Source organism: Streptomyces olivaceoviridis (assembly GCF_014650115.1).
Lineage (GTDB): Bacteria > Actinomycetota > Actinomycetes > Streptomycetales > Streptomycetaceae > Streptomyces > Streptomyces olivaceoviridis.
Map to the genome: position 1 here is coordinate 72603 of NZ_BMUI01000011.1, position 26312 is coordinate 98914.

At 73.3% G+C, this 26312-nt stretch carries 21 protein-coding genes and 1 tRNA gene; 6 read left to right on the forward strand and 16 right to left on the reverse strand.

What is annotated here, in order from left to right; genetic code table 11:
- Positions 1–47: 47 nt before the first annotated feature.
- Positions 48–1454: a glutamate decarboxylase gene (gene gad, locus IE273_RS21595; RefSeq protein WP_189816824.1), complete on the forward strand. Its 1407-nt coding sequence runs from the start codon at positions 48–50 to the stop codon at positions 1452–1454.
- 69 nt (positions 1455–1523) lie between these two features.
- On the opposite strand, the gene IE273_RS21600 is transcribed toward gad, so the two are convergent.
- The 4 genes from IE273_RS21600 to IE273_RS21615 form a co-directional block, all read right to left on the reverse strand.
- Positions 1524–2165 (reverse strand): PadR family transcriptional regulator, encoded by a 642-nt coding sequence (locus IE273_RS21600; protein WP_189816825.1) that lies wholly within the window; start codon positions 2163–2165, stop codon positions 1524–1526.
- Positions 2166–2189: 24 nt separating this feature from the next.
- The gene (locus IE273_RS21605; RefSeq protein ID WP_189816826.1) at positions 2190–2738 is read right to left on the reverse strand and encodes a DinB family protein; all 549 of its coding nucleotides are present in this window, start codon (positions 2736–2738) and stop codon (positions 2190–2192) included.
- A gap of 182 nt (positions 2739–2920) precedes the next feature.
- Positions 2921–4381 (reverse strand): aldehyde dehydrogenase family protein, encoded by a 1461-nt coding sequence (locus IE273_RS21610; RefSeq protein WP_189816827.1) that lies wholly within the window; start codon positions 4379–4381, stop codon positions 2921–2923.
- 87 nt (positions 4382–4468) lie between these two features.
- Positions 4469–5305, reverse strand: a complete 837-nt coding sequence (locus tag IE273_RS21615) for a helix-turn-helix domain-containing protein (RefSeq protein ID WP_506005260.1) — start codon at positions 5303–5305, stop codon at positions 4469–4471.
- Between the two features lie 332 nt (positions 5306–5637).
- Here IE273_RS21615 and IE273_RS21620 point away from each other — a divergent pair, with 332 nt between their 5' ends.
- Entirely contained in the window at positions 5638–6132 is a 495-nt protein-coding gene (locus IE273_RS21620; RefSeq protein ID WP_189816828.1) for an ATP-binding protein, read from the forward strand.
- Positions 6133–6250: 118 nt separating this feature from the next.
- Here IE273_RS21620 and IE273_RS21625 read toward each other — a convergent pair whose 3' ends face one another.
- From IE273_RS21625 to IE273_RS21640, 4 genes are all read right to left on the reverse strand, one after another.
- Complete coding sequence (locus IE273_RS21625) at positions 6251–6520, reverse strand: DUF397 domain-containing protein (RefSeq protein ID WP_014674096.1); 270 nt, start codon at positions 6518–6520, stop codon at positions 6251–6253.
- A 147-nt stretch (positions 6521–6667) separates the two neighbouring features.
- Positions 6668–7141, reverse strand: coding sequence for an SRPBCC family protein (locus IE273_RS21630; protein ID WP_189816829.1), 474 nt, complete (start codon positions 7139–7141; stop codon positions 6668–6670).
- Entirely contained in the window at positions 7138–7485 is a 348-nt protein-coding gene (locus tag IE273_RS21635) for an ArsR/SmtB family transcription factor (protein ID WP_189816830.1), read from the reverse strand. Before IE273_RS21635 ends, IE273_RS21630 begins: the two co-directional genes overlap by 4 nt.
- Positions 7486–7492: 7 nt before the next feature.
- Positions 7493–7867, reverse strand: coding sequence for a VOC family protein (locus IE273_RS21640; protein ID WP_189816831.1), 375 nt, complete (start codon positions 7865–7867; stop codon positions 7493–7495).
- Positions 7868–8124: 257 nt separating this feature from the next.
- Between IE273_RS21640 and IE273_RS21645 the strand changes: the two genes are divergently transcribed.
- Together IE273_RS21645 and IE273_RS21650 are read left to right on the forward strand one after the other, a co-directional pair.
- On the forward strand, positions 8125–8637 hold the full coding sequence (locus IE273_RS21645) for a hypothetical protein (protein WP_373309376.1): 513 nt from the start codon (positions 8125–8127) through the stop codon (positions 8635–8637).
- Between the two features lie 129 nt (positions 8638–8766).
- Positions 8767–9282, forward strand: a complete 516-nt coding sequence (locus tag IE273_RS21650) for a DUF4232 domain-containing protein (RefSeq protein WP_189816832.1) — start codon at positions 8767–8769, stop codon at positions 9280–9282.
- Between the two features lie 298 nt (positions 9283–9580).
- On the opposite strand, the gene IE273_RS21655 is transcribed toward IE273_RS21650, so the two are convergent.
- On the reverse strand, positions 9581–10690 hold the full coding sequence (locus IE273_RS21655) for a DUF2786 domain-containing protein (protein ID WP_189816833.1): 1110 nt from the start codon (positions 10688–10690) through the stop codon (positions 9581–9583).
- Positions 10691–10847: 157 nt separating this feature from the next.
- On the opposite strand from IE273_RS21655, the gene IE273_RS21660 reads away from it, so the two are divergent.
- Positions 10848–11627, forward strand: a complete 780-nt coding sequence (locus tag IE273_RS21660; protein WP_189816834.1) for a Clp protease N-terminal domain-containing protein — start codon at positions 10848–10850, stop codon at positions 11625–11627.
- A gap of 58 nt (positions 11628–11685) precedes the next feature.
- Positions 11686–13374 carry a bifunctional 3'-5' exonuclease/DNA polymerase gene (locus IE273_RS21665; protein WP_189816835.1) on the forward strand — a complete coding sequence of 563 codons (1689 nt, stop codon included), beginning with the start codon at positions 11686–11688 and terminating at the stop codon, positions 13372–13374.
- A gap of 29 nt (positions 13375–13403) precedes the next feature.
- On the opposite strand, the gene IE273_RS21670 is transcribed toward IE273_RS21665, so the two are convergent.
- The 7 genes from IE273_RS21670 to tmk form a co-directional block, all read right to left on the reverse strand.
- The gene (locus IE273_RS21670) at positions 13404–17258 is read right to left on the reverse strand and encodes a BTAD domain-containing putative transcriptional regulator (RefSeq protein WP_189816836.1); all 3855 of its coding nucleotides are present in this window, start codon (positions 17256–17258) and stop codon (positions 13404–13406) included.
- A gap of 452 nt (positions 17259–17710) precedes the next feature.
- On the reverse strand, positions 17711–18604 hold the full coding sequence (locus IE273_RS21675) for a glycosyltransferase family 2 protein (protein ID WP_189816837.1): 894 nt from the start codon (positions 18602–18604) through the stop codon (positions 17711–17713).
- 241 nt (positions 18605–18845) lie between these two features.
- On the reverse strand, positions 18846–18980 hold the full coding sequence (locus IE273_RS44715; RefSeq protein WP_268257511.1) for a hypothetical protein: 135 nt from the start codon (positions 18978–18980) through the stop codon (positions 18846–18848).
- Positions 18981–19136: 156 nt separating this feature from the next.
- A tRNA-Thr gene (locus tag IE273_RS21680) sits at positions 19137–19213 on the reverse strand.
- A gap of 108 nt (positions 19214–19321) precedes the next feature.
- Positions 19322–20935, reverse strand: a complete 1614-nt coding sequence (locus tag IE273_RS21685; protein ID WP_189816838.1) for an alpha/beta hydrolase — start codon at positions 20933–20935, stop codon at positions 19322–19324.
- A 148-nt stretch (positions 20936–21083) separates the two neighbouring features.
- Positions 21084–22289, reverse strand: coding sequence for a DNA polymerase III subunit delta' (locus IE273_RS21690; protein ID WP_189816839.1), 1206 nt, complete (start codon positions 22287–22289; stop codon positions 21084–21086).
- A gap of 606 nt (positions 22290–22895) precedes the next feature.
- A complete protein-coding gene (gene tmk, locus IE273_RS21695; protein ID WP_189816840.1) occupies positions 22896–26192 on the reverse strand; it encodes a dTMP kinase in 3297 nt (1098 codons plus the stop codon).
- Between the last annotated feature and the right edge of the window lie 120 nt (positions 26193–26312).

A 26312-nucleotide genomic window follows, 5' to 3' on the forward strand; every position in this document is an offset into this window, starting at 1 on the left:
CTCCCCCCACTCACTCCCGACCCCCGTTTCATTGGAGGCACAGCCCGATGGCCCTGCACAAAGGTCCCGAGAAGCACGAGGAGCGGACGCTGTCGGTCAACCCGTTCTTCGGGGAGGCCAACCCCGTCGGCGGCATGACCGAGGCCCCGCCCACGCACCGGCTCCCGGACGCCGCGCTGCCGCCGTCCACGGCGTACCAGCTGGTGCACGACGAGCTGATGCTGGACGGCAACTCCCGGCTGAACCTGGCCACCTTCGTCACCACCTGGATGGAACCGCAGGCCGGGGTGCTCATGGGCGAGTGCCGGGACAAGAACATGATCGACAAGGACGAGTACCCGCGCACGGCCGAGCTGGAGCGGCGCTGTGTGGCGATGCTCGCGGACCTGTGGAACGCGCCGGACCCGTCGGCGGTCGTCGGCTGTTCGACGACCGGGTCGAGCGAGGCCTGCATGCTCGCCGGGATGGCGCTGAAGCGGCGCTGGGCGAAGCGGAACGCCGACCGCTATCCGGGCGCGCGGCCCAATCTGGTCATGGGCGTCAACGTCCAGGTGTGCTGGGAGAAGTTCTGCACCTTCTGGGAGGTGGAGGCCCGGACGGTCCCGATGGAGGGCGACCGCTTCCATCTGGACCCGCAGGCCGCCGCCGAACTGTGCGACGAGAACACCATCGGGGTCGTCGGCATCCTCGGCTCGACCTTCGACGGCTCCTACGAGCCGGTCGCCGACCTGTGCGCCGCCCTGGACGCCCTCCAGGAGCGGACCGGGCTCGACATCCCGGTGCACGTGGACGGCGCGTCCGGCGGGATGGTGGCGCCCTTCCTGGACGAGGACCTGGAGTGGGACTTCCGCCTGCCGCGCGTGGCGTCGATCAACACCTCCGGGCACAAGTACGGGCTGGTGTACCCCGGTGTCGGCTGGGCGCTGTGGCGGGACAGGGAGGCGCTGCCCGAGGAACTCGTCTTCCGGGTCAACTACCTGGGCGGCGACATGCCGACCTTCGCGCTGAACTTCTCCCGGCCCGGTGCCCAGGTGGTGGCGCAGTACTACACGTTCCTGCGGCTGGGCCGTGAGGGTTACCGGGCGGTGCAGCAGTCGACGCGGGACGTGGCGACCTCGCTCGCCTCCCGGATCGAGGCGCTCGGCGACTTCCGGCTGCTCACGCGCGGGGACCAGCTCCCCGTGTTCGCGCTGACCACCGCCGACCACGTCACCTCGTACGACGTCTTCGACGTCTCGCGGCGGCTGCGCGAGAGCGGCTGGCTCGTGCCCGCCTACACCTTCCCCGCCAACCGTGAGGACCTGTCCGTGCTGCGGATCGTGTGCCGCAACGGCTTCTCGCACGACCTGGCCGACCTGTTCCTGGACGACCTGGCCCGCCTGCTGCCGGAGCTGCGCCGCCAGCCACACCCCCTGACCCACGACAAGGAGGCGGCCACCGGCTTCCACCACTAGGTCCTGTCCGCGGGGGCGGGAGGAGCGCCGCCGGAGCCGGCCGGAGCCGCCCCGGTGCGCCGCCGGGCCTCAGCGGTCGTCCTCCGGATGCCGCTCCCCTGTCGCGTACGGGTTCTCCTGCCCCTCCGTGAGCACGCCCACGAACGGCTCGCCCTCCCCCGCGAAGGTGTACGCGCCCGCCTCCAGACGGTCGATGAGCCCCTGGGTCCAGGCCGCGTCGGAGTCGGCCGTGTGGACCCAGAGGTTCATGATCTCCCCGATGTGGCCGAGCCGCTCCGGGCCGTCCTCGGGGACGTAGTGCTCGGTGACGGCGGTCCGCCACTGCCCGATCCGGTGGATCCGCTCCCGCAGCAGCTCCAGGGCCTCGGCGCGGGGCAGTTCGACCAGGAAGCCGATGGCCGCGGACTGGAGGTCCATCTTCTGGTCGTAGGCGACCAGGGACTCGCGCAGCAGCCGGAAGAACTCGTCCTCGCCCCGGTCCGTGATCTCGTACTCCACCCGCGGCGGCCCGCCGGCCGTGGACGGCGCGATCTCGTGCGCGTGCAGCAGCCCTTGCTTGGCCATCTGCTTCAGGGCGTGGTAGATCGACCCCGGCTTGGCGTTGGACCACTCGTGCGCGCCCCAGTACTCCAGGTCGTTGCGGACCTGGTAACCGTGGGCCCGCCCGTGCTGGCGGACCGCGCCCAGCACGAGGAGACGGATCGCTGACATGGGGTCCAGGTTAGGACCCCGCGATCACCCCCAGGAGCCACCCTGCTCCAGCGCCACCAGCTCGAACGCGGTCTTCCCGTCCAGGGACTCGCGGATGATGTCGGCGTGGCCGGCGTGCCGGGCCGTCTCGCGGATCAGGTGCAGACACAGCCAGCGCAGCGACACACGGCCCTCCGGCGGGAACCAGGGGTCGGGCGGCAGCGGGAAGGTGTCGTCCAGACTGGGCGCGGAGCGGATGAACTTCTCCGTCCCGGCGGCCACCTGCTCCCAGTACGCCAGCTGCGAGGCGACCGTCTCGTCGCCGACTAGCTGGAAGGTCTCGTGCCAGTTCGACTCGTCGCGCCGCACCGCCGGCGGCTCCTGCTTCGCCCGGGCGATCCAGCTCTGCTCCACCTCGGCGACGTGCTTGAGCAGACCGCCCAGGGACAGCTCGCTGACGCTGGGGCGGGTACGGGCCTGCTCCTCGGTCAGCCCGAGCAGTGCCCGGCGGATGCCTCCGCGCTGTTCCTCGATGAACGCGAGCAGTGCCCCGCGCTCGTCGCCGTTCGCCTCCGCCGCAACGTGCGTGACCATGGCGTACCGCCTTTCGTCGGACCGGTGCGCCGGGGACCGTTCTCCCCGGCACCGACGACGCTAGGGGCCATTGCGGTCAGATGCTGTCCGCAATGGCCCGCGCACCGAAAGGGCGCCGAAAAAGTCGGCTGCGGGACGACGGGGGCACGACGGCAGGGGGAGGCGACGACGCAAGGTCCCGACTAGAACGGGAACGCGCTGCGCCCGTGCTGCACCGAGATCCACTTGACCGTGGTGAACGCCTCCAGCGTGGTCTCGCCGTTGAGACGGCCGAGGCCGGAGTGCTTCTCGCCGCCGAAGGGCACGATCGGCTCGTCGTGGACCGTGCCGTCGTTCACATGGAACATGCCGGTTTCGGTCCGCTTGGCGAAGGCCACGCCCCGCTCGATGTCGGCCGTGTGGACGGCGCCGCTGAGGCCGTACGGGGTGTCGTTGACGAGCCGGAGCGCCTCCTCCTCGCCGTCGAAGGTGAGGAGGAAGACAACGGGGCCGAAGACCTCCTGCTGGAGCAGCGGGGAACCGGCCGGGACGCCGGTCAGCACGGTCGGCTCGACCAGGTTGTTGGTCGTGGTGCCGCGCACCAGGGCGGTGGCGCCCTCGGCGAGCGCCTGCTCCACGGTGCCGGAGACGGCGCCCGCCTGCGCGGAGTTGATCACCGGGCCGATCACGGTCTGCGGGTCGCGCGGGTCGCCGACCTTGAGACCGCGGACCTTGGCGACGAACTTCTCGGTGAACTCGTCGGCCACCGACGCGTCCACGAGGACCCGGTTGGCGGCCATGCAGACCTGGCCCTGGTGCACGAACCGGCTGAAGACCGCCGCGTCCACCGCGTAGTCGATGTCGGCGTCGTCCAGCACCACCAGGGCGCTGTTGCCGCCCAGTTCGAGGACGGCGCGCTTGAAGTTCCTGGCGCAGACGGTGGCGACGTGCCGGCCGACCTTGTCCGAACCGGTGAAGGAGATGACCTTCGGGACGGGGTGCTCAAGGAACGCGTCACCGATCTCGGCGATGTCGGTGACGACGACGTTGAGCAGGCCGCCGGGCAGCCCGGCGTCCTCGAAGATCTTCGCGAGCAGGGTGCCGCCGGCGATCGGGGTGTTCTGGTGCGGCTTGAGCACCACGGCGTTGCCGAGCGCGAGGGCCGGCGCGACCGACTTCAGCGACAGCAGGAACGGGAAGTTGAAGGGGCTGATGACTCCCACGACACCGACCGGCACGCGGTAGACGCGGTTCTCCTTGCCCTCGCCCGGGGAGGGCAGGATCCGGCCCTCGGGGCGCAGTGCGAGGTGGACCGACTCGCGCAGGAACTCCTTGGCGAGGTGCAGCTCGAAAGCGGCCTTGACGCGTGTGCCGCCCAGCTCCGCGATGATCAGGTCGGCTATCTCCTGCTCGCGGTCCTCTATCAGCCTGAGGGCCCGCTCGAAGACCGCGCGCCGGGTGTAGGGGCTGGTCTCGGCCCACTTCTTCTGGGCGCGGGCGGCGGCCTGGTAGGCCTCGTCCACCTCGTCGACCGTGGCCACCGTGATCGAGGCCAGCTTCTCGTCGTCGTAGGGGTTGAAGTCGATGACGTCCCAGGAGCCGGTGCCCGGCCGCCACTCGCCGTCGATGTACTGCTGGGCCAGGTCGGTGAAGTAGGACGACATGTGATCCCTCAATCGCTAGCGGCCACAGATCCACGCCAGGTCTGATCGCACGTCATCCTACTTGCGAGTCAAGGAAGTTGGGGCCGGTCAGGACAGTTGCAGCAGACCGCGCAGGAGGTCGCGGCTCTCGTCCGGACCGGGGCTGTCCTGCTGGAGTTCCTTCAGGGCCTGCTCGTACTGGGCGACGTCCTCGCGCTTGTCCAGGTAGAGGGCGCTGGTCAGCTGCTCCAGGTAGACCACGTCGGACAGGTCCGACTCGGGGAAGCTGAGGATGGTGAAGGCGCCGCTCTCGCCGGAGTGCCCACCGAGGCTGAAGGGCATGACCTGGAGCCGTACGTTGGGCCGCTCGGAGATGTCGATCAGGTGCTGGAGCTGGCCGCGCATCACCTCGCGGTCCCCGTAGGGGCGGCGCAGGGCGGCCTCGTCCAGGACGATGTGGAACTCGGGGGCGTTCTCGGCGAGCAGGTACTTCTGCCGCTCCAGGCGCAGCGCGACCCGGCGTTCGACGTCGGCGACGCTCGCGCCCTTCATGCCGCGCCGGACCACCGCGCGGGCGTACTCCTCGGTCTGCAACAGGCCGTGCACGAACTGCACCTCGTAGGCGCGGATCAGCGAGGCGGCGCCCTCCAGGCCCACATAGGTGGGGAACCAGCTGGGCAGGACGTCGGTGTAGCTGTGCCACCAGCCCGCCACGTTGGCCTCCCGAGCGAGGGAGAGCAGCGACTCGCGCTCCGCCTCGTCCGTGATGCCGTACAGCGTCAACAGGTCCTCGACGTCCCTCGTCTTGAAGCTCACCCGGCCCAGCTCCATCCGGCTGATCTTCGACTCCGAGGCACGGATCGAGTACCCCGCCGCCTCACGCGTGATCCCCCGCGCTTCCCGCAGTCGCCTGAGTTGCGAGCCGAGCAGCATCCGCCGCACCACCGATCCGGGCTCTCCCGCGCTCACTTTCGCCAGCCTCCCCAACCGTCTTCAGGGGCCGAAGTCTGCCACTAAATCACTTCGAGCAGTACTCGTCCGGTTACGGAAACGGAAAGAGCGCGCCCGTTTCCACCGGGTGCGGGCCGGGAAAAGGTCCGGACCTCTGGCGGGAACATCGTGAAGATGGCAGAAAAAATGACCAAGAAGCGGTACGGGGGGTGCCATTTCGGTCGCGTGCACGTGCATCTGCCCTTGCATCTGCTGTGCGCATCCGAAACCATGGTGCCGCGCCACCGCTGCATCGCAACGACCGCGAATTCCCGGGAGTGCCTCGCATGGGAACGAATGGATCGACCATGCTCAAGCCGCTACGGCAGGGCCTTCCGCCGCTCGATCCCGCGGCCGTGTCCGAGGCTGCCTGCTGCGCCCTGCCCGCCCGGTTCGAGGCGGTGCGCGAGGCCCGGCGCTTCACCCGGCGCACCCTGGAGCAGTGGGACGTCGGTGACCGCTTCGACGACATCTGTCTCGTCGTCTCCGAACTCGTCACCAACGCGCTGCGCCACGCGGTGCCGGCCGCGCCGCGCGGGGGCGAGGAGCACCCGTCCGTGCGGCTGCACCTGATGCGCTGGACCGAGCGGCTGGTGTGCGCGGTGCGCGACCCGAGCCACGAGAGCCCGGTCCCACGGGACTCGGACGACTTCTCGGCCGAGTCGGGCCGGGGGCTGTTCCTCGTCGATTCATTCGCCGACAGCTGGGGCTGGCACCCGCTCGTGGGCGCGCTCGACGGCAAGGTGGTCTGGGCGCTGTTCCGGCTGCACACGGCCGGCTGATCCGGTACGGCACCGGCGGACACGCGGGCTCAGCCGGTTCTACGCGCGTCCACCGCTCCGCGTCGGTCCGCACGGCCGACATCGTTGCCAGCGGCGCGGCACGAGCGGAGGGCCGGCGTCAGCCGGCTATCAGATGATCGAACTCGCCGTCCTTGACGCCCAGGAGCATCGCCTCGATCTCCGCGCGCGTGTAGACGAGCGCCGGCCCGTCCGGGAACCGCGAGTTCCGTACGGCGACCTCACCCCCCGGCAGCCGCGCGAACTCCACGCAGGAGCCCTGCGAGTTGCTGTGCCTGCTCTTCTGCCAGGCCACTCCGTCCAGCTGCGTGGCAGCCATGCCGTTGTACACGTCGTACCCCCCGTACACGCCGTCAACGTCGCGGTCCACAGGTCGCTCCCCGAGTGGTGCACTGGCTGGTGAGGCCATAGATGCTGTAGTCAACTGACTCGGATCATAGCTCTGTTCACGTGCAGGTGCATGAGCAAATGCACGTGCACGGGGAGTGGTGCCGCGGTTACAGTCTTGACGTCCGCTTTACCGAAGCCGTTCCAGCGTCTGCCCCAGAGCAGGCAGGACATGCCCCCTCCAGCCCCCGCCCATGATCTTCCGAGCCATCAGCTGGGCGGGGTCGTCCGGATCGAACCCCTCGTGCACTAGGAAGAGACGCGTACCGCGCCCCTCATGTTCCAGGGTCCAGGTGATCGTCCAGTCGACCGGGTTGGCCGGATCGGCATCCGCCCAGCGGAGGGACAGCATCCGCTCGGTGTCGTAGGCCAGCACCTCCACCTCTACGACACCCGAGAAGCGGGCGTTGGGACGGGGGACGGAGGTCATCCGGTACCGGTGTCCGACCCGGAGCCGGAAGTCCTCGGCACCGGGCATCTGCCAGCGGGCCAGCAGGTCGGGGTCGGTCAGGGCGCGCCAGACCTTGGCGGGCTCGTGCGGGAAGAACTGATCGACGCGGATCGTGGTCAGGTCGTCCGCGTCAGGTCCGGGTGCTGCGTTCATGACCGTTCATCGTCGGGCATGCGGTCGAGGAGATCGCCGAGGCCCTTCAGCCGCTCGCGCCAGAACCGCTCGTACGGATGGAGCCAGTCCTGCACATCGGCGAGCGGAGCCGCCTCCAGGCGGTAGACGCGCTGCCGTCCGGAACGCCGCTCGGAGACGAGGCCGGCCTTGCGGAGCACCTTGAGGTGCTCCGAGAGGCTCGGGCGGCGCATGTCGAAGTGGTCGGCCAGGGCCTGCACGGGCTGCGGTCCGCGCTCGCGCAGCAGCCGCAGCACCTCGCGGCGGGTGGCGTTGGCGAGCGCGGCGAAGACGCGGTCCTCGGCGGCGGTACCCGTCCCGTTCATCGAGCGGTCAGAAGCCTTCCTTCTCCGTCAGCAGCATCAGACCGTTGCCGTCGGCGTCGGCGAAGGAGGCCATCCGCCCCCAGGGGACGTCGTCCGGCCCCTGCACCTGGACGCCGGCCGCGGCCAGCCGGGCGCAGTCGGCGTCGACATCGGTCGTGACCAACATGATCCCCCGCGCGGAACCGGGCTCGAAACCGCCCATGCCGGGCCCCGAGAGCGTGAAGACGGTCTGGGCGCCCTCGGGGGCCACCTGGAGCCAGCGGCCCTGGGGCGTCTCCCGGTCGACGGCGACCTCGAAACCGAGCACGTCGCGGTAGAAACGCAGGGCGCGGTCCTGGTCGGCGACGGGGAGGGTGACGAAGGAGGCGTGCGTGATGGTCATGCCGGCAACGATAGGTAGGGGTTTCCCTACCAGTCAAGCGTAGGGAGTTTCCTACGGACGGGGGGAACTGGACGGGCAGCCGTGGGACGTTTCCCGTTCCCGCCGCCCACGTTCGCGTTCGCGACCGCGACCGGGCTGACGGCCGCCCACCGGGGGTTCCCGCCCGGCCTGCGGAAGTCCTCCTGGTCACTGCTGGTAGCTTGCGCTGCGGGCCGGCCGGCGAGGGCGGCCGGCCGCTATCGCTGAGGGAGCTTCCGGTGACTGGTGCGACTGCGAGAGTGCGGGCTACCGCGCGGGGGCGGGGCGTGGCCCTGGCCGCGGGGCTGGCGGGCGCGCTGGCGCTCACGGCGTGCAGCGGCGGCGGTTCCGGGGGCGGGGACGGCACCTCGGCGTCACCCTCGACGAGCGCGACCGCGGCCCCGTCGCCGGGCGCGGACTCCCCCGCCGGTGCCTCCACCCGGCTCCAGGGCAGCTGGATCACCACCGCCGGCGGCAAGATCGTGGCCCTGGTGGTCACCGGGAAGAAGGCCGGGATCTTCGCGACCGGCGGGACCGTGTGCAGCGGGACGGCGGGCGCCGAGGACGGCATGCAGATGATCCACCTGACCTGCGCCGGCGGGGACAAGGACCGCACCACCGGCATGGTCGACTCGGTGGACGGTACGACGCTGAAGGTGACGTGGTCGGGCAAGGCCGGGCAGGAGACGTACACCAAGGCGGAGGGCGGGAAGCTGCCGTCGGGGCTGCCGACGGTGCCGGTGCGGCGGTGACGCTTTCGCGGCCTCCGCGCCGTTGAGCACCATCTGAAGTGGTGAATCGGGCCGGGGTGCGTGATCGCGTCCCGACCGCAGGGGCCATGATGCGGGGGAGACCGTCACCACCTCGATGGGAACCTGCTCATGCGCGCCATTCCGCTCACCGTCACCGCTCTCGCCGCCGCTCTGCTGCTGACCGCCTGCAACGACAGCGGCGGGAACAAGAGCGGCAAGAGCGGCTCCGCCTGCGAGATCGGCGGGGTCTCGCTGGAGATCGGGGCGGCCAGCGTGGCCCCCGCCGCCGGGGACACCGGCGAGATCCCGGTCAGCATCACCAACCAGAGCGCCCCCTGCACCCTGGACGACTTCCCGGACATCGAGCTGAACGGGGGCGGCTCCAAGGCCCGGGTACCCGTGCTCAAGGGCGCGAAGGCCCAGAAGCTGAAGCTCGCCAAGGGCGACTCCGCGTCCTTCTCGATCAGCTATGTACGGGGTGCGGAGGGCGCCAAGAACGCCGTCGCGGCGCAGACCGTGAAGATCACCCTGCCCGGCTCGGACACCAGCCGGACCTTCCCGTGGAAGTACGGCCCGGTCGCGGGCAAGGCCGACGGAAGCGGCCCGGACGCGTCCGTGAGCGCCTTCCAGCAGGTGGGCGACTGAGCGGGGCGAGGCGGGAGCGGAGCGGGGCGAGGCGGAGCGGGGCTGGCGACTGAGCGCGGCGGCGAGCGGGCGGGTCGGCACGGGAGCGGTCGGCGGCTGGGCCGGCCGGCACGGGAGCGGTCGGCGACCGGGCGCGGCGAGCGAGTGGGTCGGTGGCTGGGCGGGGCGGGGCGGCGCGGGGGCGGGACTGGCGACTGGGCAGAGCGGCGAGCAAGCGGGTTGCCGACCGGGCCGGTCGGCACGCGAGCAAGGTCGGCGAGCGGGCCGGTCGGCAGCCGGGCCGGTCGGTGACTGGCCGTCAGCCCAGGCGCGGGCGGGCTCTGACCTGTGCCTGGTCCGCCGCGCGTGCGCCCTCCGTCCAGCCCGCCGCGTCGCTGACCCCCCGCAGCCGGGTCGTCGTGGTCTCCGGGAACATGTGCTCCAGCCGGCCGGTGACGGCCGTCTCGCGTGTGGCCAGCACCGGCAGCAGGTCCTGGGTCACCTGGGTCTCGGCGGCTGCCGCGAGCCGGTCGCCGACGCGGTGCGCGTAGGCCGCGAGGAACGACTGCCGGAAGGTCTTGGTCCGCTTGCGCCCGCCGGCTCTCTGGGCGGCCTCCGCCTTCGTCATCGCGTGCGTGGCCTGCACCAGCAACGAGGTGTAGAGCAGCTCGACCGCCTCCAGGTCCGCCTCGAACCCGACGACCGTGGAGAAGCCCAGCGGTTCGTTCCACACCGCGCGGCAGTGGTTCGCCGTGGCCACCGCGTCCAGCAGGACCGCCTTGGCCTGTTCGTACGGCGGCTCGACCCCGATGCGGCAGGCGCCGGGCGCGTCCGGCGCGGGCGCTTCGGCGGCGAGCAGCGCCTCGTCGACGCTGTGCCGGGCCATCAGCTCCTGTGCCTTGGCGCTGAGCGCCTCGGCCTCCTCCGGGTAGCCGGTGGCCTCGGCCTTGGCGAGCAGCGCGCGGATGCGGGTGAGCATGCGGGAGGCGGCCGGACCGGGGGCACGCCGGGGCTCCTCGTCCAGCGGCTCCAGCGAGGGCAGGCGAAGCAGCAGGCGGTACAGCTCCAGGACCGCCGTGGCGTGCGAGAAGCGGTCGGCGGTGCGGTCGGGGCCGGCGGGCAGCGCCGCGAGCTGGTCGGTCCAGCGGCGCCCGCGCGGGCGGTCCCGCCCGGCCTGCGCCCGGATCAAGGCGGCGGCCAGGCGGACGTGCGCGTCGTCCAGCTCGCGCCGCACCAGCCGTACGACGTCGGCGGGCTGCCAGCCGCGCCTCCAGGCCCCGGCCACGAAGTCCTCGCCCCTCCGCGTGAGTTCGGCGTCGGCGCCCGGGTCGGCGGCGAGCAGGGAGGCGCCCGTGTCGAGGCCGGTGTCGGTGTCGTCGTAGAGGGCGGCCCGGAAGGCCCGTTCGACGGTGCTGGCAGTGCTGGTCACGTTGTCGATCGTGCCACGCCCCACCGACAGCACCCGATCGTTGTCCACAGGCTGTGGAAAACGCGCCGAAGCCGGGAGGGAGAGACTCCCGGAGGGGTGACCGAGAAGTGTCAACCATCAGTTGACAGCCGGGAGAGCGCAACCTACGGTTGACACTATGGCGACCAACGCGAACATCACGGCATCCGTGCGCCTCGACGACCTCATCGAGGCGATCAAGAAGGTGCACAGCGAACCCCTGGAGCAGCTCCAAGACGCGGTGATCGCCGCCGATCACCTCGGTGACGTGGCCGACCACCTGATCGGGCACTTCGTCGACCAGGCCCGCCGCTCGGGCGCCTCCTGGACCGACATCGGACGCAGCATGGGCGTGACCCGGCAGGCGGCCCAGAAACGGTTCGTGCCCAAGGAGTCCACCGACCTCGACCTCAGCCAGGGCTTCAGCCGCTACACCCCCCGCGCGCGGAACGTGGTCATGGCCGCGCACAACGAGGCGGTGGCCGCCCGCAACGCCGAGGGCCGCCCCGAGCACCTGCTCCTCGGGCTGCTGGCCGAGCCCGAGGGCCTGGCCGCGAAGGCGATCACCGCGCAGGGCGTCCCGCTGGACGCCGTACGCCAGGCCGCCACCGCCGCGCTCGCACCCGCCTCGGACGACGTCCCCGACCTCGTCCCCTACGGACCCGAGGCGAAGAAGGTCCTGGAACTCACCTTCCGCGAGGCCCTCCGGCTCGGCCACAACTACATCGGCACCGAGCACCTCCTGCTCGCCCTGCTGGAGCACGAGAACGGCCAGGGCGTCCTCACCGGCCTCGGCATCACCAAGGCGGGCACCGAGGAGTACGTCGGCAAGGTGCTGTCACTGCTGCTGGAACAGAAGAAGGAGGCCGCCGCGGCAGCCGAGTCGGCGACCGGAGCCACGGAGCCCGGCCAGGACTGACGAGGGCCGAACCCGCAGGCCGGGGCCGTTGTCAGACCCCCCTGCCACACTCGCAGTCATGACCGACCGGTGGGCGCTCGCACCGGCCGAGGACGAAGGCGTGGACGTCGCCCCCCTCGGCCCGGACGGGCTGCCCGCCGGACCGGTGCGGCGGGAAAGCGATCTCGCCGCGGCGGTGCGGAGCCGCCCGGAGGTGACGCGCTGGGTGTGGCGGTCGACCCCCGAGGTCTACCCGCGCCTGCTCGCCACGGGGGTGCGAGTGGAGCGGTGCTACGACATCGAGGACGCCGAGACCCTCCTGCTCGGCCACGAGGGGCGGTACGGCGACCCGCGCTCGGCCGCCGCCGCCCTGGCCCGCCTCCGCGGCGGCCCCGTCCCGCCCGACCCGCCGCAGCGGGCGGCCGATCCGAGCGCCCAGTCCCCGCTCTTCGAGCCCGTCGGCAACCGCCTGCCCCTGCCGGACCTGCTCGCGGTCTACGCCGACCAGGTGCGGCGGCACGAGAAGACAGCCCACCCCGACCGCATGCGGCTGCTGACCGCCGCCGAGTCGGCCGGGATGCTGGTCGCCGCCGAGATGAACCACGCGGGTCTGCCCTGGAGCGCCGAGGTCCACCGCGAAGTGCTGCACGACCTGCTCGGCGAGCGGTACGCGGGCGGCGGCGAGCCGCGCCGCCTCGCCGAGCTGGCCGACGAGGTGTCCGCCGCCTTCGGCCGCCGGGTGCGGCCCGATCTGCCCGCCGATGTGATCAAGTCCTTCGCGCAGGCCGGGATCAAGGTGAAGTCCACCCGCCGCTGGGAGATCCAGTCCGTCGACCACCCGGCCGTCGAGCCCCTGCTGGAGTACAAGAAGCTGTACCGCATCTGGGTGGCCCACGGCTGGTCCTGGCTCCAGGACTGGGTGCGCGACGGCCGCTTCCGCCCCGAGTTCCTCGCCGGCGGCACGGTCACCGGGCGCTGGGTGACCAACGGCGGGGGCGCGCTGCAGATCCCCAAGGTGATCCGCCGGGCCGTCGTCGCCGACCCCGGCTGGCGGCTGGTGGTGGCCGACGCCGACCAGATGGAGCCGCGCGTGCTGGCCGCGATCTCCCGCGACCCGGGCCTGATGGAGGTGGCCGGCCGCGAGAGCGACCTCTACCAGTCCGTCTCCGACCGCGCCTTCTCCGGCGACCGGAACCAGGCCAAACTCGCCGTGCTCGGCGCGATCTACGGCCAGACCTCCGGGGACGGCCTGAAGAACCTCGCCGCGCTCCGCCGCCGCTTCCCCAAGGCCGTCGCCTACGTCGACGAGGCGGCCCGCGCGGGCGAGGAGGGCCGGCTGGTGCGCACCTGGCTGGGCCGCACCTGCCCCCCGGTCGCCCGGGCGGGCGAGGACGCGGCGGAGGAGGCCGGCATCCCGATCGGCGAGGAAGGACCGGAAGGCCAGACCGGCTGGGGCCCCGGATACGCGTCGACCGACTCCCGCGCGCGGGGCCGCTTCGCACGGAACTTCGTCGTGCAGGGCAGCGCCGCCGACTGGGCCCTGCTGCTGCTCGCCGCGCTGCGCCGGGCCTGCGCGGAGCTGAAGGCCGAGCTGGTCTTCTTCCAGCACGACGAGGTGATCGTGCACTGCCCCGCCGAGGAGGCCGACGCCGTCGTCCAGGCCATCCGCGAGTCCGCCGCCCTCGCCGGCCGGCTGACCTTCGGCGACACACCGGTGCGGTTCCCGTTCACGACGGCGGTGGTGCGGTGCTATGCCGACGCCAAGTAGCGCCTGTCACCCTCTGGGTGCACAGCGGATCACCACGCGGCCGGGCCGCCGCTCAACAGCTCCCGCAGCTCCGCCAGGATCGCCTGCTCGTCGGTGCCGTCCAGCGCCTCGCGGGCCGCGCGCCAGGCGTCGTACGCCTCCGCCCGCCGCCCCCGCTCGCGCAGCAGGAACCCGTGCTGGTGCAGGGCCAGTCCGCCCATGTACCGGTCGGCGCGGGCGTCGGCCCGGCGCAGCAGCTCGGCGCACTCGTCCGCCGCCCGCTCGGTGTGCCCCAGCCGCCGCAGCGCGCGGACCAGGCCGAGCCGGGTCTGGGACTCCCCGTGCCAGTCGCCGTGACCGCCGAGGATGCGCAGGCTCTCCTCGAAGTGCCGGGCGGCGGCGGCCGGTTCGCCGAGGGTCAGATGGGCGTAGCCGATGTTGCAGTGCGCCGAGTGCTGCACGATGACGGCGCCGATCTCGTCCCCGATGGCCAGCGAGCGCCGGTGCTGCTCGATGGCGGCGCGCGGGTCGGTGTGCTCGTAGAGGTTGCCCAGGTGGCTGCGGGTGACGGCCTCGCCGTAGGGGTCGTTCAGCAGCCGCGAGTAGGTGAGGCTCTGCCGCAGCGCCTCCCCCGACTCGGCGAAGCGCCCCAGTCCCTCCAGCAGCAGCCCTCGGTTGTTCAGGCAGCGCCGGATCCGGGAGGCCGTGCCCAGTCGCCCCCAGACCTCCAGGGCCTGGTCGGTGAGGGCGAGGGCGTCGTTCTGCCGGCCGGTCAGGAAGTGCAGGCCCGCGAGGTCGCCCAGCGCGTACGCCTCGGCCTCCGGGTCCCCGAGCCGCCGCGCGGCACCGAGCGCGGCCCGCCCCAGCACCTCCATCTCGGCGACCCGGCCGCTGCGCTGCACGTAGGGGAACAGCAGCCGTACGAGCGCCGAGAGGAGGGCGGCCGTGCGCGGATCGTCGGTGCCGGCGTTGCGTGCCACCAGCGTGACGACGTTCTCCAGCTCCAGCTCACCCCAGGCGAACGCCTCCTCGGCCGACTCGAAGGGCGCCAGGGCCGCCACGTCCGCCGCGTGCTCCGCCGGCTGCGCGGAGGTCGGCCGCCGCCGGTCGTCCTGATCGAGCCCGGGCTCCACGACCGCCGTCAGTACCCGCTCGGCCATGGCGGCGTACCACCGGAGGGCGGCCAGGTCGGGGACGGCGGGGGCGCCTTCGGGATGGGGGGTGCGGTCGGGGACGGCGGGGACGCCTTCTGGACGGGGGGTGCGGTCGGGGACGGCGGGGACGCCTTCTGAACGGGAGGTGCGGTCGGGGACGGCGGGTGCGGGTCCGGGGACGGGACCGGGTGTGCGGTCGGGGATGGGAGAGGCGGGTCCGGGACCGGGTGTGCCGTCGGGGATGGCAGAGGCCGGTTCGGGACCGGGTGCGTCGTCGGAGACGGCAGAGGCCGGTTCGGGACCGGGTGCGTCGTCGGAGACGGCAGAGGCCGGTTCGGGACCGGGTGCGTCGTCGGAGACGGCGAGGTCGGTGGTTCCGGCGCTGCCATCGGCGTCGGTGGTGCCGGCGCTGCCATCGGCGTCGGTGGTGCCGGCGCTGCCATCGGCGTCGGTGGTGCCGGACGCGCCGTTGCCAGCCGTGCCGGGGGTCTCCGCGGAGGACTCGTTGCCGGCCGACGCGGGAGCCCCGCCGAAGGCATCCGTACCTGCCGCGTCGGCGGCCGGGCGCGCGGTGGGCCTCGGGGCGGCGTCGGCCAGTTCGCGGGCGAAGTCGCGGACCAGGTCGTGGGGCGCGTAGCGGCCGTACGCCGTCTCCTCCAGGAGGGCGACGTCCACCAGGCGGTCCAGGGCGGCCTCGGCGCGGCGCTCGTCCGTGCCGGTGAGGCGCGCGATCAGCGGGGCGCCGTAGGTGGGCAGGTCGAGCGCGCCGATGTGGCGCAGGGCGAGGGCCGCGTCCCGGTCGGCCTCGCGCTCGGCGGCGGCGAGCGCGTCGTGGGCGACGGCCAGGGAACGGCGGACGCTCAGGTCGTCGTACTCCAGGTGGCGCAAGCGCCCGCCGGTCTCAGCGAGTTGGCCGGCCAGGACGTCCGGGGTCAGGGCGCGGCGGGCCGCGAGCCGGGCGGCGACCACGCGCAGCGCCAGCGGGAGCCGGCCGGTCAGCTCGACCAGCGCGTGGCCGGCGTCCAGTCCCGCGCGCCCGCTCACCGTGCGCAGCAGGGCCGCGCTGTCCTCACCGGTCAGCGGGGAGAGCGGGAAGCGACGGGCGCCGTCGAGCGCGGTGAGCGGTGAGCGGCTGGTGACGATCACCGCGCAGCCGGGCCCGGCCGGCAGCAGGGGCCGTACCTGTGCCGCGTTCGCCGCGTCGTCCAGCACCAGCAGGATGCGCGCGGGCGCGAGCAGCGAGCGGAGCAACGCGGAGGCCGCATCCGGGTGTTCCGGGATGTTCCGGGGCGTCGCACCGAGGTCGCGCAGCAGCGCGGCGAGCGCCTGCGTGGCGGTGAGCGGGGTCATGCCGGGGGTGGCGCCGTGCAGGTTGACGTAGAGCTGACCGTCGGTGAAACGTTCCCTCAACTCATGGGCCACGTGCAGGGCCAGCGCGCTCTTGCCGACGCCGGCCATTCCGCTGACCACCGCGACGGCGGGGGCCGGAGCGGACGGCTCGGCCAGCGTGCGGCGCAGCTCGCGGCGCACGTCGGCACGGCCGGTGAAGTGGGCCGGCGGGGCGGGCAACTGGGCCGGACGGGGGGTCTGCCGTACGACGGGTCCGTCACCTTCGCGTGAGGACGCGGAGGGCGCGGGGGGCACGGAGGGCGCGGAGGGTGACGCGGGGGGTGCTTGCGGCGCCGGGGACGCGGCATCACCCACGGTGCGGCTGGGGGTGCCGGTACCAGTACGGTCGTCGTTGCCGTTGCCGGCGCCGGCGGCCGAGTCGTCCTCCCGGCGCGGCTGTCCGCCCTGCCCGGCCGGCCGCGCGGAGCCGCCGTACTCCACGTCCCGCCGCCGCTGCTCACCGCTCCCCCGCAGCACCTCGACATGCGCCTCGCGGACGGTCGGGCCGGGTTCGATGCCGAGCTCCTCGACCAGGCGGGCACGCAGATCACGGTGGACGGCGAGGGCCTCGGCCTGGCGGCCGGTGCGGTGCAGGGCGAGCATCAGCTGACGGTGGTACGCCTCACGCAGCGGATGTTCGGCGACCAGGGCCGCGAGCTCGGGGACGAGCGCGGCCAGGCGGGCGCCGCCGAGGGCCAGCTCGGCGTCGTAGCGCAGCTCCAGCAGGAGCAGCCGCGCCTCAGTCAGGCGCTGCACGAGGGCGTAGCCGCCGATGTCGGCGGGGAGTCCGCTGAGCGGCGTGCCACGCCACAGCGCGAGCGCGGAGGCGCAGGCGCGTACGACGCCCGGCCAGTCGCGCCGGGCGTGCGCGGCGCGCGCCTCGGCGACCCGGGCGTCGAAGACGTGCACGTCCAGTTCGCCGTGGTCGACCCGCAGCACATAGCCGGGCGGTACGGCCCTGAGCCGTTCGGGGTCGTCCAGGAGCCGGCGCAGCCGGGTGACGTGGTTGTGCAGGGAAGCCTGCGCGGAGACGGGAGGGGCGCCGCCCCACAGCGCGTCCTTCAGCGCCTCGACCGACACGACCCGGCCGGGTTCCAGCAGCAGCGCGGCGAGCAGGGCGCGGACCTTGGGGCTGCCGATGGCTCGGATGCCGTGGTCGGGGGCGTCGTGGCCGGCCTTCTCGGCGGGACGACGGGCGGTGGGGGGACCGGAGGATCGGGGTGCGGCACCGGCGGCTCGGGGAGCGGTGCCGGAGGTTTCCGGAGAGGTGGCGCAAGAGCTGTCGTACGAGATTCCGTAGGGCGGTCGGTCGTAGAGGACCGGCGGTCCCAGCAGTCCGAAGTGCAGCTCGCACCGCCGCATCACGCCGCTCCACTGCCTTCCCGCGCGGTCGGATCCGACCGCGCTCCGCGGCGGGTGTGTACCCGCCGTCACCTGGCGGAATTCCGCCCTGTCCACAGCGGTTTCCCGCCACCTTCATCCTGTCGGCCAACCGTCGGCCGACCCACCGGCCCTCCGCCATCCGGCAGTTGAATCCGCCCACCCGAAGGCGAAGTTCCCGCTGCCACCGGAGGACTTCCGGCCAACCGCTCCTCGGTCCACTGACGAACCGTTGGCCACATGTTAGCGATCCGTTGGCGCATCCTGATGTGATCATTCCATCGGATTCGGCCCGACGGCGCGCGCGTAGCACGCGTAACTCGGGGGAGTGTCGCCGCAGGCTGGATCCGGGGACGACAAGGGCCCCGGCCGGCGGAGGTGAACGACCGGGGCCCCGTCCCGTTCCCCTCCCCAGGCCTCTTCGGCTCCCTTGCTCAGATCACCGGCGGCCGTCCCAGCCGGGTGAGCCTCCACACCGTCCGCCAGCGCATCGGCCGCCGTTCACCGGCCTGCTCCCGCAGCCCCTCCGCGAACCCGCCGAACCAGGCATTGAGCCCCGCCGTGGAACGGGTGCGGGCGAGGGTGAGGAGCGTCCACACCCCGAGGTGCACCGGGACGAGCGGCAGTGGCAGCCGGCGCCGGACGAGCCAGACGCGGTTGCGGGCGTTGACCCGGTAGTAGATGGCGTGCCGGGCCGGTGAGGTTTTGGGGTGCTGGAGGAGCAGTTCCGGGGCGTACAGGATCTTCCAGCCGGCGTCGGCGGCCCGCCAGGCCAGGTCGGTCTCCTCGTGCGCGAAGAAGAACTCGGCGGGCCAGTCCCCGGTCTCGGCCAGCATGTCCATGCGCAGGGCGTGTCCGCCGCCGAGGAAGCCGGTGACGTAGCCGCCGCGCAGCGGGTCGGACTTGCCGATCCTCGGCACATGCCGCTGCTGGGTCTCGCCCCGCTCGTCGGCGATGCGGAAGCCGACGATGCCGAGGCGCGGATCGGCGGCGTACAGGTCACGCACCCGGCGCAGCACGTCGGGGTCGACGAGCAGCCCGTCGTCGTCCAGTTCCACGACGACGTCGACGTCCCCGAACTCCCGCAGCCGGGCGAGGGCGACGTTCCGGCCGCCCGGGCAGCCGAGGTTCTCCTCGACGTCGATGGTCGTGACCTCGCCGGGCAGGGAGAGCCGGTGGGCGAACTCGGGTAGCCGGCAGCCGTTGCCGACGATCACGATGCGGGCGGGGGCGAGGTCCTGCTTGGCCACGGACTCCAGCAGGGCGTCGACCTCGGCGGGCCGGTTGCCCATGGTCACCACGGCGACGGCGATCCTCGGCTCCACCACGTCCCTCACCCCATCCGGCCGACAGCGGCACCGCGTCCCGAACGCGCGCTGCCCGCCCTTCACCAAGATGTTGCCTCAGGTCCGCGGGTTCACCGGACGCCGGTTCACTTTGCCGCGTCTTTGTTCCGGTTTTGTCACTTGAGGGCACCTCCGCCCCCGTCGCCATCCTGGACCGCCATGAGGACGCGAACAGGAAGACCAGGCGGAAGCAGAAGAAGCCGCACCGCAACCGCTTCCGCGGCTAGTCGCGGTTCCGGCGGCGGTACATGCGGTAGAGACGCACAGCCATCAGCGGGGCGCCGACGACGACGATGACGATCGTGGCCCAGGTGGGCAGTACGGGACCGGGAACGTCAGCAGCGGACAGAGGGATCACGGGACACCGAACCTCGCAGCCGTCGAGTCGGGCAGGCCACCGCCTGGGAGCGGCTCGCCGTCGACGAGACGGAGGCGAGCCGAGCGGGCGCGGCGCCGCCGTCACGTCCACGGAACGAGAAACCCCGGCCAGGAGCGTCCTGGCCGGGGTTTCCAGTGGAGCCGCTTTCGGGATTCGAACCCGAGACCTACGCATTACGAGTGCGTTGCTCTGGCCATCTGAGCTAAAGCGGCGTGCTGCCCGCACCAGGGTGCGATCGGCAACGTCGGTAAGTCTACACAGTTTCCCGGGGTGGTTCGTACCCACCCCGGAGTGGGTGGTTCCGGGGTGGGCGGCAGGGGCTATGAGCAGCGCTTCCCGGCGGCCGGCGGGGTGCCGCGGAGGAGGTAGGTGTCGATCGCCGTGTCGATGCAGGCGCTGCCCCGGCCGTACGCCGTGTGGCCGTCGCCGTCGTAGGTCAGCAGGCGGGACGAGGAGAGCTGGCGGGCCAGGGACCGGGCCCAGCGGTACGGGGTGGCCGGGTCGCGGACCGTGCCGACCACCACGATCGGCGCCGCCCCCTTCGCCTCGATGCGGTGCGGCTCACCCGTCGCCCGCACCGGCCAGTACGCGCAGTTCAGCGAGGCCCACGCCAGGCCCGGGCCGAAGACGGGGGACGCCTTCTCGAACTCGGGCAGCGCCTTCTCGACGTCCTCGGGACCGGAGAAGGCCGGCGGCAGGTCCAGGCAGTTCACGGCGGCGTTGGCCATCATCAGATTGCTGTAGTGGCCTTTCGCGTCCCGCTCGTAGTAGCTGTCGGCGAGGGCCAGCAGGCCGGCGCCGTCGTTCTCCCTCATCGCCGAGGTCAGCGCCTCGCGCAGTTGCTCCCAGGACGCCTCGTCGTACATCGACGCGATCACCCCGGTCGTGGCCAGCGGCTCCCCCAGCTTGCGGCCGTCCGCGTCGCCCGCCGGGATGGGGTGGGTGTCCAGCTTGCGGAAGAACGCCTTCATGTTGGCGCCGACCCGCGCCGGCGTCGTGCCCCTCCCGCCGAGCGGGCAGTCGGACTGCCGTACGCAGTCCTTCGCGAACGCCTGGAACGCCGTCTCGAAGCCCGCCGTCTGGTCCAGGTTCAGCCTGCGGGCGTCCAGGGTCGGGTCCATCGCGCCGTCCAGGACCATCCGGCCGACCTGCCGGGGGAACAGTCCGGCGTACGTCGCCCCGAGGAACGTGCCGTACGACGCCCCGACGTAGTTGAGTTTCCGGTCGCCGAGCGCCGCCCGCAGGATGTCCATGTCCCGTGCCGCCTCGACGGTGGAGACATGCCGCAGCAGCCGTGCCGAGCGGGCCCCGCAGCTCTCCGCGAACTTCCGGTCCGCCGCGACCAGCGCGTCCCGTTCCCGCTGGTCGTCGGGGGTGGTGTCCGTCTGCGTGTACGCGTCCATCTGTCGCCCGTCGAGGCATTGGACGGGCTCGCTGCGGGCGACTCCCCGTGGGTCCACCGCGACCATGTCGTAGCGGGCCCGGACCTGAGCCGGGTAGCCGATGCCCGCGTACTGCTGGAGGTATCCGACCGCCGAACCCCCCGGTCCACCCGGGTTGACCAGCAGGGAGCCGAGCGGCTTGCCCTTGCCGGTGGCCTTCTTGCGGGCCACGGCGAGCCGTACGGTGCCCGCGTCGGGCCTTGCGTAGTCCAGCGGCGCCTTCATCGTCGCGCACTGGAATCCGGGCACACCGCAGTCGCGCCAGCTCAGCCGCTGGCCGTAGTACGGCGTCAGCGCCGACGGCGTCGCATGCGGCAGCGCGGCCAGCGCCGCCTGCACCGTCCCGCCCGCGGATGATGTGGTCGAGCTCCCGGAGGAGCAGGCGGACACGAGCAGTGCGGCGGCCGTGAGGAGCGTCGCCGTGCGGCGGGCCGTCGTCCGGGCGCGGGTGCCCCGGGTCCGGCGGGTGCGGGGAGATGGCCTGGTGTACATCCGGCGAGCCTAACCGTGTGCGACGGCGCGTGTGCGGTGCGTGGGCATTGTGGCTCGTACGAGGGACACGGTGACCTCCTCCCCCCTCAGCCGGCCGCCCTGACGGGCAGAACCCCGCCCGGCCGGTCGCCCTCACGGGCTGGGCGCCTCACCCCGCGCGCAGCGCCATCGTCATCGCCTCCACCGCCAGCAGCGGAGCCACATTGCGGTCCAGGGCCTCGCGGCACGCGGAGATCGCCTCGATACGGCGGAGGGTGGACTCCGGGGTGCCGACCCGGGCCAGCCGCTCCAGGGCGTCCTCCGCGTCGGCGTTGGCGAGCGCCACGCGCGTGCCGAGTTGCAGGGCGAGGACGTCGCGGTAGAAGGCGGTGAGGTCGCCGAGGGCGACGTCCAGGCTGTCGCGCTGCGTGCGGGTTCTGCGGCGCTTCTGCATGTCCTCCAGCTCCTTCATCACCCCCGCCGTGCCGCGCGGCATGCGGCCGCCCTGGGCCGCGCCGAGCGCCGCCTTCAGCTCCTCGGTCTCCTTGCCGTCCATCTCCTCGGCGAGCTGCTTGGCGTCCTCGGCAGCCGCGTCGACCAGTTCCTGGGCCGCCCTCAGGCAGGCGCCGACCTCGTCCAGCCGCAGCGGGAGCTTCAGCACGGCGGCCCGGCGCTCGCGGGCCGCCGGGTCGGTGGCCAGGCGGCGGGCCCGGTCGACGTGCCCCTGGGTGGCGCGGGCGGCGGACGCGGCGACCTCCGGCTCGATGCCGTCGCGCCGCATGAGCATGTCGGCGACCGCCTCGACGGACGGCGTGCGCAGGTTCAGGTGGCGGCAGCGGGAGCGGATGGTCGGCAGGACGTCCTCGATGGAGGGGGCGCACAGCAGCCAGACCGTGCGCGGGGCGGGCTCCTCCACCGCCTTGAGGACCGCGTTGGCCGACTTCTCGTTCAGCCGCTCGGCGTCCTCGACCAGGATGATCTGCCAGCGGCCGTTCGCCGGGGAGGTGAACGACTTGCGGACCGTGTCCCGCATGTCCTTGACCAGGATCTCGGAGCCGACCGCGGCGACCGACGTGACGTCCGCGTGGGTGCCGAGCAGGGCGGTGTGGCAGCCGTCGCAGAAGCCGCAGCCGGGGGAGCCGCCGAGCGCGCGGTCGGGGCTCACGCACTGCAAGGCGGCGGCGAAGGCCCTGGCCGCCTGGTTCCGGCCCGCGCCGGGCGGGCCGGTGAAGAGCCAGGCGTGGGTCATCTTCGACGTCTCGGGCAGCGGCTGGTCCGCCGCGGCGGCCGTGACGAGGGCGTCGGCGTCCCGCGCGGCGGCGTCCAGCACCGCGCTCACCTTCTCCTGCCCGACGAGGTCGTCCCACACGGTCATGGGTCACGCCGCCCTTCCGTCACACTCCGCGTTCCGCCCTCCATTGTGCGGGTGGGCACTGACAACCGGGGCGGACGGAGGTCGCGGAGGCGGTGGCACCGGTGGACTGCGTGTCTGCCCTGAGGCGGGGACTACGCCTGCCCGGAGGCACCCGCCGGTGGCTTACGCCCGTCCGCAGGCGGTGGCTACGCCTGTCCAACCAGGGCTACGCCTGCCCAGCGGGGGCTGCGCCTGCCCAGTAGGGGCCATGCCTGTCCAGAGGGCTACGCCTGTCCGGTGGCGGAGGCCACGGCCGGCGCCGACGCCCGCACCTGACCGGCAACGACGGCAACCGCACACGCCGACACCCAGGTCCGCACCCGAGCACCGGCCGACACCCGCGCCCCGCCGACGGCGAGAGACCGCGGCACCGACACACCTTGCCGTCGGCCACGGGCTGCCGCCGTCCCCCACGCCTTGCCAACGGCCAAGGGCGGCGGCCATCGCCGACACCGTGCCTCCACCCGGAGCCGCAGCCGGCACCGACACCCGGAAGCACCGCCCGCCGATGTCCCAGGCGCCGGCCCTCACCAGCGCCCGGACACCCGGCCCTCACCAGCGTGCGGCTCAGCCGCGGCGGCCCCGGCCGCGCCCCTTGCGGCCCTGTTCCCCGCCGTCGCCCTGGTCGCCGTACTGCCCCTCGTCGTACGAACCCAGCAGCTCGTCGGCCAGCGTGGGCAGGTCGTCCAGCGGGGTCTCCTCGGCCCAGTCGGGGCGCGGGCGGCGGCGGGGCGTGCCGTCGGCGTCGATCTGGGGCATCTCGCGCGTGCGCGGCTCGGAGCCGTCGGGGCCCGCGGCGGGCCGCTCCTCCCGGAAGAAGCCGGGCGGCACCCGGTCGGCCGGGTCGCCGTCCCGTACGGGCGGCAGCACCGCGGTCTCGTCCGCCGCACCCGGAGCCACCCTGGGCAGCTCGGCCGTCTCGTCGGCGGACACCGGCGGCAGCACGGCCGTCTCGTCCGCCGCGCCCGCCGGCACCTGCGGCAGCACCGCGGTCTCGTCGGCCGGCCCGGCGACGGCCGGCGGCTGCGGCAGCTCGGCGGTCACTTCGGAGTCGGGGTGGACACCCCGGGTGTCGCGGGCGGCGCGCTCCTCGCGCACCGGACGCAGCACGGTCGTCTCGTCGTCGGTGCCCCGCGTGTCCGTCCCGCGCGCGGCCTCTTCCGGCGACACCACGGGCGTCGGGACCGTGGCCGCGTCAGAAACCACCCGCGGTGCCGTCGGCAGAGGCGTGCTGGGCCTGCGGGCCGCGGCGTCGGCCGCCGACGCGGCCTCGGCAGCCTGCCGGCGGGCCTCCTCCGCCCGCAGCAGCGCCTCCTCGGCCTTGCGCTGGGCCTCCAGGCGCCGGGCCTCCTCCTCGGCGCGCAGCCGGGCCTCCTCCTCGGCCTGCTTGCGGCGTCGCTCCTCCTCGGCCCTGCGGCGGGCCTCCTCCTCCGCGCGTGCCTTCTCCTCGGCGAGCAGCCGCTGCCGCTCCTCCTCCGCGCGCCGACGGGCCTCCTCGGCCCGCTGCCGGGCCTCCTCCGCCTGCCGTTCGGCCTCGCGCCGCTGCGCCTCCTCCAGCTCGCGCCGCTTGCGCTCCTCCTCCTCGGCACGCAGCTTGGCCAGCTGCTCCTGGCGCTCGCGCTCCAGGCGCTCCTCCTCGGCCTTGCGGGCGGCCTCTTCCTCGGCCTTGCGGCGGGCCTCCTCCTCGGCCTTCCTGCGGGCCTCCTCCTGGGCCTTGATCTCGGCCTCGGACAGCGGCAGCACGACATCCAGCCGGTGCCGGATCACGGTGGTGACGGCCTCGGGCTCCTGCCCGGCGTCCACGACCAGGTAGCGCCCGGGGTCGGAGGCGGCCAGCGTGAGGAAACCGGCCCGCACGCGCGCGTGGAACTCCGCGGGCTCCGACTCCAGCCGGTCCGGTGCCTCGGTGAACCGCTCGCGGGCGGTCTCCGGGGCGACGTCCAGCAGGACGGTCAGGTGCGGGACGAGACCGTTGGTGGCCCAGCGGTTGATGCGGGCGATCTCGGTCGGGGACAGGTCGCGGCCGGCGCCCTGGTAGGCGACGGAGGAGTCGATGTAGCGGTCGGTGATCACCACCGCGCCGCGTTCCAGGGCGGGTCGTACGACGGTGTCGACGTGCTCGGCGCGGTCGGCGGCGTACAGCAGCGCCTCCGCGCGGTGGGACAGGCCCGCCGACGAGACGTCCAGCAGGATCGAGCGCAGCCGCTTGCCCACGGGGGTGGCGCCGGGCTCGCGGGTGAGCACGACCTCGTGGCCCTTGGCGCGGATCCACTCGGCGAGCGCCTCGGCCTGGGTGGACTTGCCGGCGCCGTCGCCGCCCTCCAGGGCGATGAAGAAGCCGTTGGCCGCCGGAGCGGTGACCGGGTCGTCGCCGCCCAGCAGGGCGTCCTTGAGGTCCTGCCGCAGCGGCACGCCGGAGCGGTCGTCGACCTTGGCGAGCACCAGTGCGGCCACCGGCAGCAGCAGCGCGCCGACCAGCATGAAGGTGAAGGCGGCGCCGCCGTGCGCGAAGACGAACTTGCCGTTCTCCAGCCGGTGCGGGCCGATCAGGGCCGCGACCAGGGGCGCGATCAGTGCGCCGAGCGCTATGAAGACGCGGCTCATGGCGTGCAGGTGTTCGGTGGTGCGCGCCCGGCGGGAGTCCTCGGTCTCCTGGTCGAGCAGGGTGTGCCCGGTGTTGGCGGCCACGCCCGCGCCGACGCCTGCCAGCGTGACGATCAGCAGGACCGTGGTGACGTCCGGGACCAGCCCGGCGGCCAGCAGGGCGATGCCGGTGACGGCGATGGCCAGGGCCAGCAGACGGCGGCGGGAGAGTGAGGGCAGCAGCGCGGGGGCGGTGCGGATGCCGACGGCGACACCGCCGGTCAGGCCCAGCACCAGCAGGCCGTACAGCACGGGGCCGCCGCCCAGGTCCTTGGCGTGCAGCACGCTCACCGAGACGGCCGCCGCGATGGCGCCGGCGACTCCGGCGCAGGCCGGGACGAGCAGCGGAATGGCGCCCGTACGGCCCTTGTCGACGCCGGTGCCGGTGCGCGGGCGGCGCAGGCCCTCCAGCGGTGACCGCGCGCGCGGGGTGCGCGTGGCGGGCAGCTCCAGATAGGTCAGCACGGACAGCGAGGCGGCGAACAGGCCCGCCGCCACATACGACCCGAGGGCCGCCTGGTGCTGGTCGAACCAGGCCACGCCGGTCCCCAGCAGGTTGTTCAACAGGGCGGCGACGACCAGGGCGGCGGCGGCCAGCGGCACCGCCAGGAAGGTCGTCCGCAGCGACAGGCGGCGCAGGGCGTCCAGGTGGTCCGGCAGCGGTCGTACCGTCGCGCCCTCCGGCGGCGGGGCCGGCAGCAGGGCCGGAGCGGCGCTCTCCCGGCAGACGGTCCACAGCCGTTCGGCGACACCGGTGACGAAGGCGGTGACCAGCAGGACGGCCAGCGCGTTGTCCGGCGTCCAGTCGATCCACAGCGGCGCGACGATCATCAGCGCCGCGCGCAGGCCGTCGGCGCCGACCATGGTCCAGCGGCGGTCGAGCGGGCCCTCCTGGGCGGTGAGCGAGGTCAGCGGGCCGAGGAGGACGGCGCCGAAGAGCAGCGCGGCGAGGACCCGCGCGGCGAAGACCGTCGCCACTGCGAACGCCACGCCCCGGTAGCCGCCGCCGAAGGCCCCCTCGGCGATCGCCGATTGGAGGACCAGGAGGACGAGGACGAGGAGGGACAGGGTGTCGCCGACACCGCTCACCAACTGCGCGCTCCACAGGCGCTTCAGTTGCGGTCGGCGCAGCAGGGAACGGACGGCGCGCTCGCGGGAGTCCGCGACCAGGGCGTCGTCCGGTGCTGTGGTGTGGGCCGTCGGCTGCTCGGCTCGCGTCATGCGTTCAGCCTATCCGCAGCCGCTGACACCACACCTCACGTGTCCGGGCATGCGCGCGCCCCGGCACCGAGGGGGTGCCGGGGCGTTCGTCGTGCGCACCGGAAGAGGAGACCGCCGGTC

What these genes read in the sequence shown, in the direction of transcription:
- gad (WP_189816824.1), top strand. Translation starts at nt 48, where the DNA reads ATGGCCCTGCACAAAGGTCCCGAGAAGCACGAGGAGCGGACGCTGTCG.
- IE273_RS21600 (WP_189816825.1), bottom strand. Translation starts at nt 2,165, where the DNA reads ATGTCAGCGATCCGTCTCCTCGTGCTGGGCGCGGTCCGCCAGCACGGG.
- IE273_RS21605 (WP_189816826.1), bottom strand. Translation starts at nt 2,738, where the DNA reads ATGGTCACGCACGTTGCGGCGGAGGCGAACGGCGACGAGCGCGGGGCA.
- IE273_RS21610 (WP_189816827.1), bottom strand. Translation starts at nt 4,381, where the DNA reads ATGTCGTCCTACTTCACCGACCTGGCCCAGCAGTACATCGACGGCGAG.
- IE273_RS21620 (WP_189816828.1), top strand. Translation starts at nt 5,638, where the DNA reads ATGGGAACGAATGGATCGACCATGCTCAAGCCGCTACGGCAGGGCCTT.
- IE273_RS21630 (WP_189816829.1), bottom strand. Translation starts at nt 7,141, where the DNA reads ATGAACGCAGCACCCGGACCTGACGCGGACGACCTGACCACGATCCGC.
- IE273_RS21635 (WP_189816830.1), bottom strand. Translation starts at nt 7,485, where the DNA reads ATGAACGGGACGGGTACCGCCGCCGAGGACCGCGTCTTCGCCGCGCTC.
- IE273_RS21640 (WP_189816831.1), bottom strand. Translation starts at nt 7,867, where the DNA reads ATGACCATCACGCACGCCTCCTTCGTCACCCTCCCCGTCGCCGACCAG.
- IE273_RS21650 (WP_189816832.1), top strand. Translation starts at nt 8,767, where the DNA reads ATGCGCGCCATTCCGCTCACCGTCACCGCTCTCGCCGCCGCTCTGCTG.
- IE273_RS21660 (WP_189816834.1), top strand. Translation starts at nt 10,848, where the DNA reads ATGGCGACCAACGCGAACATCACGGCATCCGTGCGCCTCGACGACCTC.
- IE273_RS21665 (WP_189816835.1), top strand. Translation starts at nt 11,686, where the DNA reads ATGACCGACCGGTGGGCGCTCGCACCGGCCGAGGACGAAGGCGTGGAC.
- IE273_RS21670 (WP_189816836.1), bottom strand. Translation starts at nt 17,258, where the DNA reads ATGCGGCGGTGCGAGCTGCACTTCGGACTGCTGGGACCGCCGGTCCTC.
- IE273_RS21685 (WP_189816838.1), bottom strand. Translation starts at nt 20,935, where the DNA reads ATGTACACCAGGCCATCTCCCCGCACCCGCCGGACCCGGGGCACCCGC.
- IE273_RS21690 (WP_189816839.1), bottom strand. Translation starts at nt 22,289, where the DNA reads ATGACCGTGTGGGACGACCTCGTCGGGCAGGAGAAGGTGAGCGCGGTG.
- tmk (WP_189816840.1), bottom strand. Translation starts at nt 26,192, where the DNA reads ATGACGCGAGCCGAGCAGCCGACGGCCCACACCACAGCACCGGACGAC.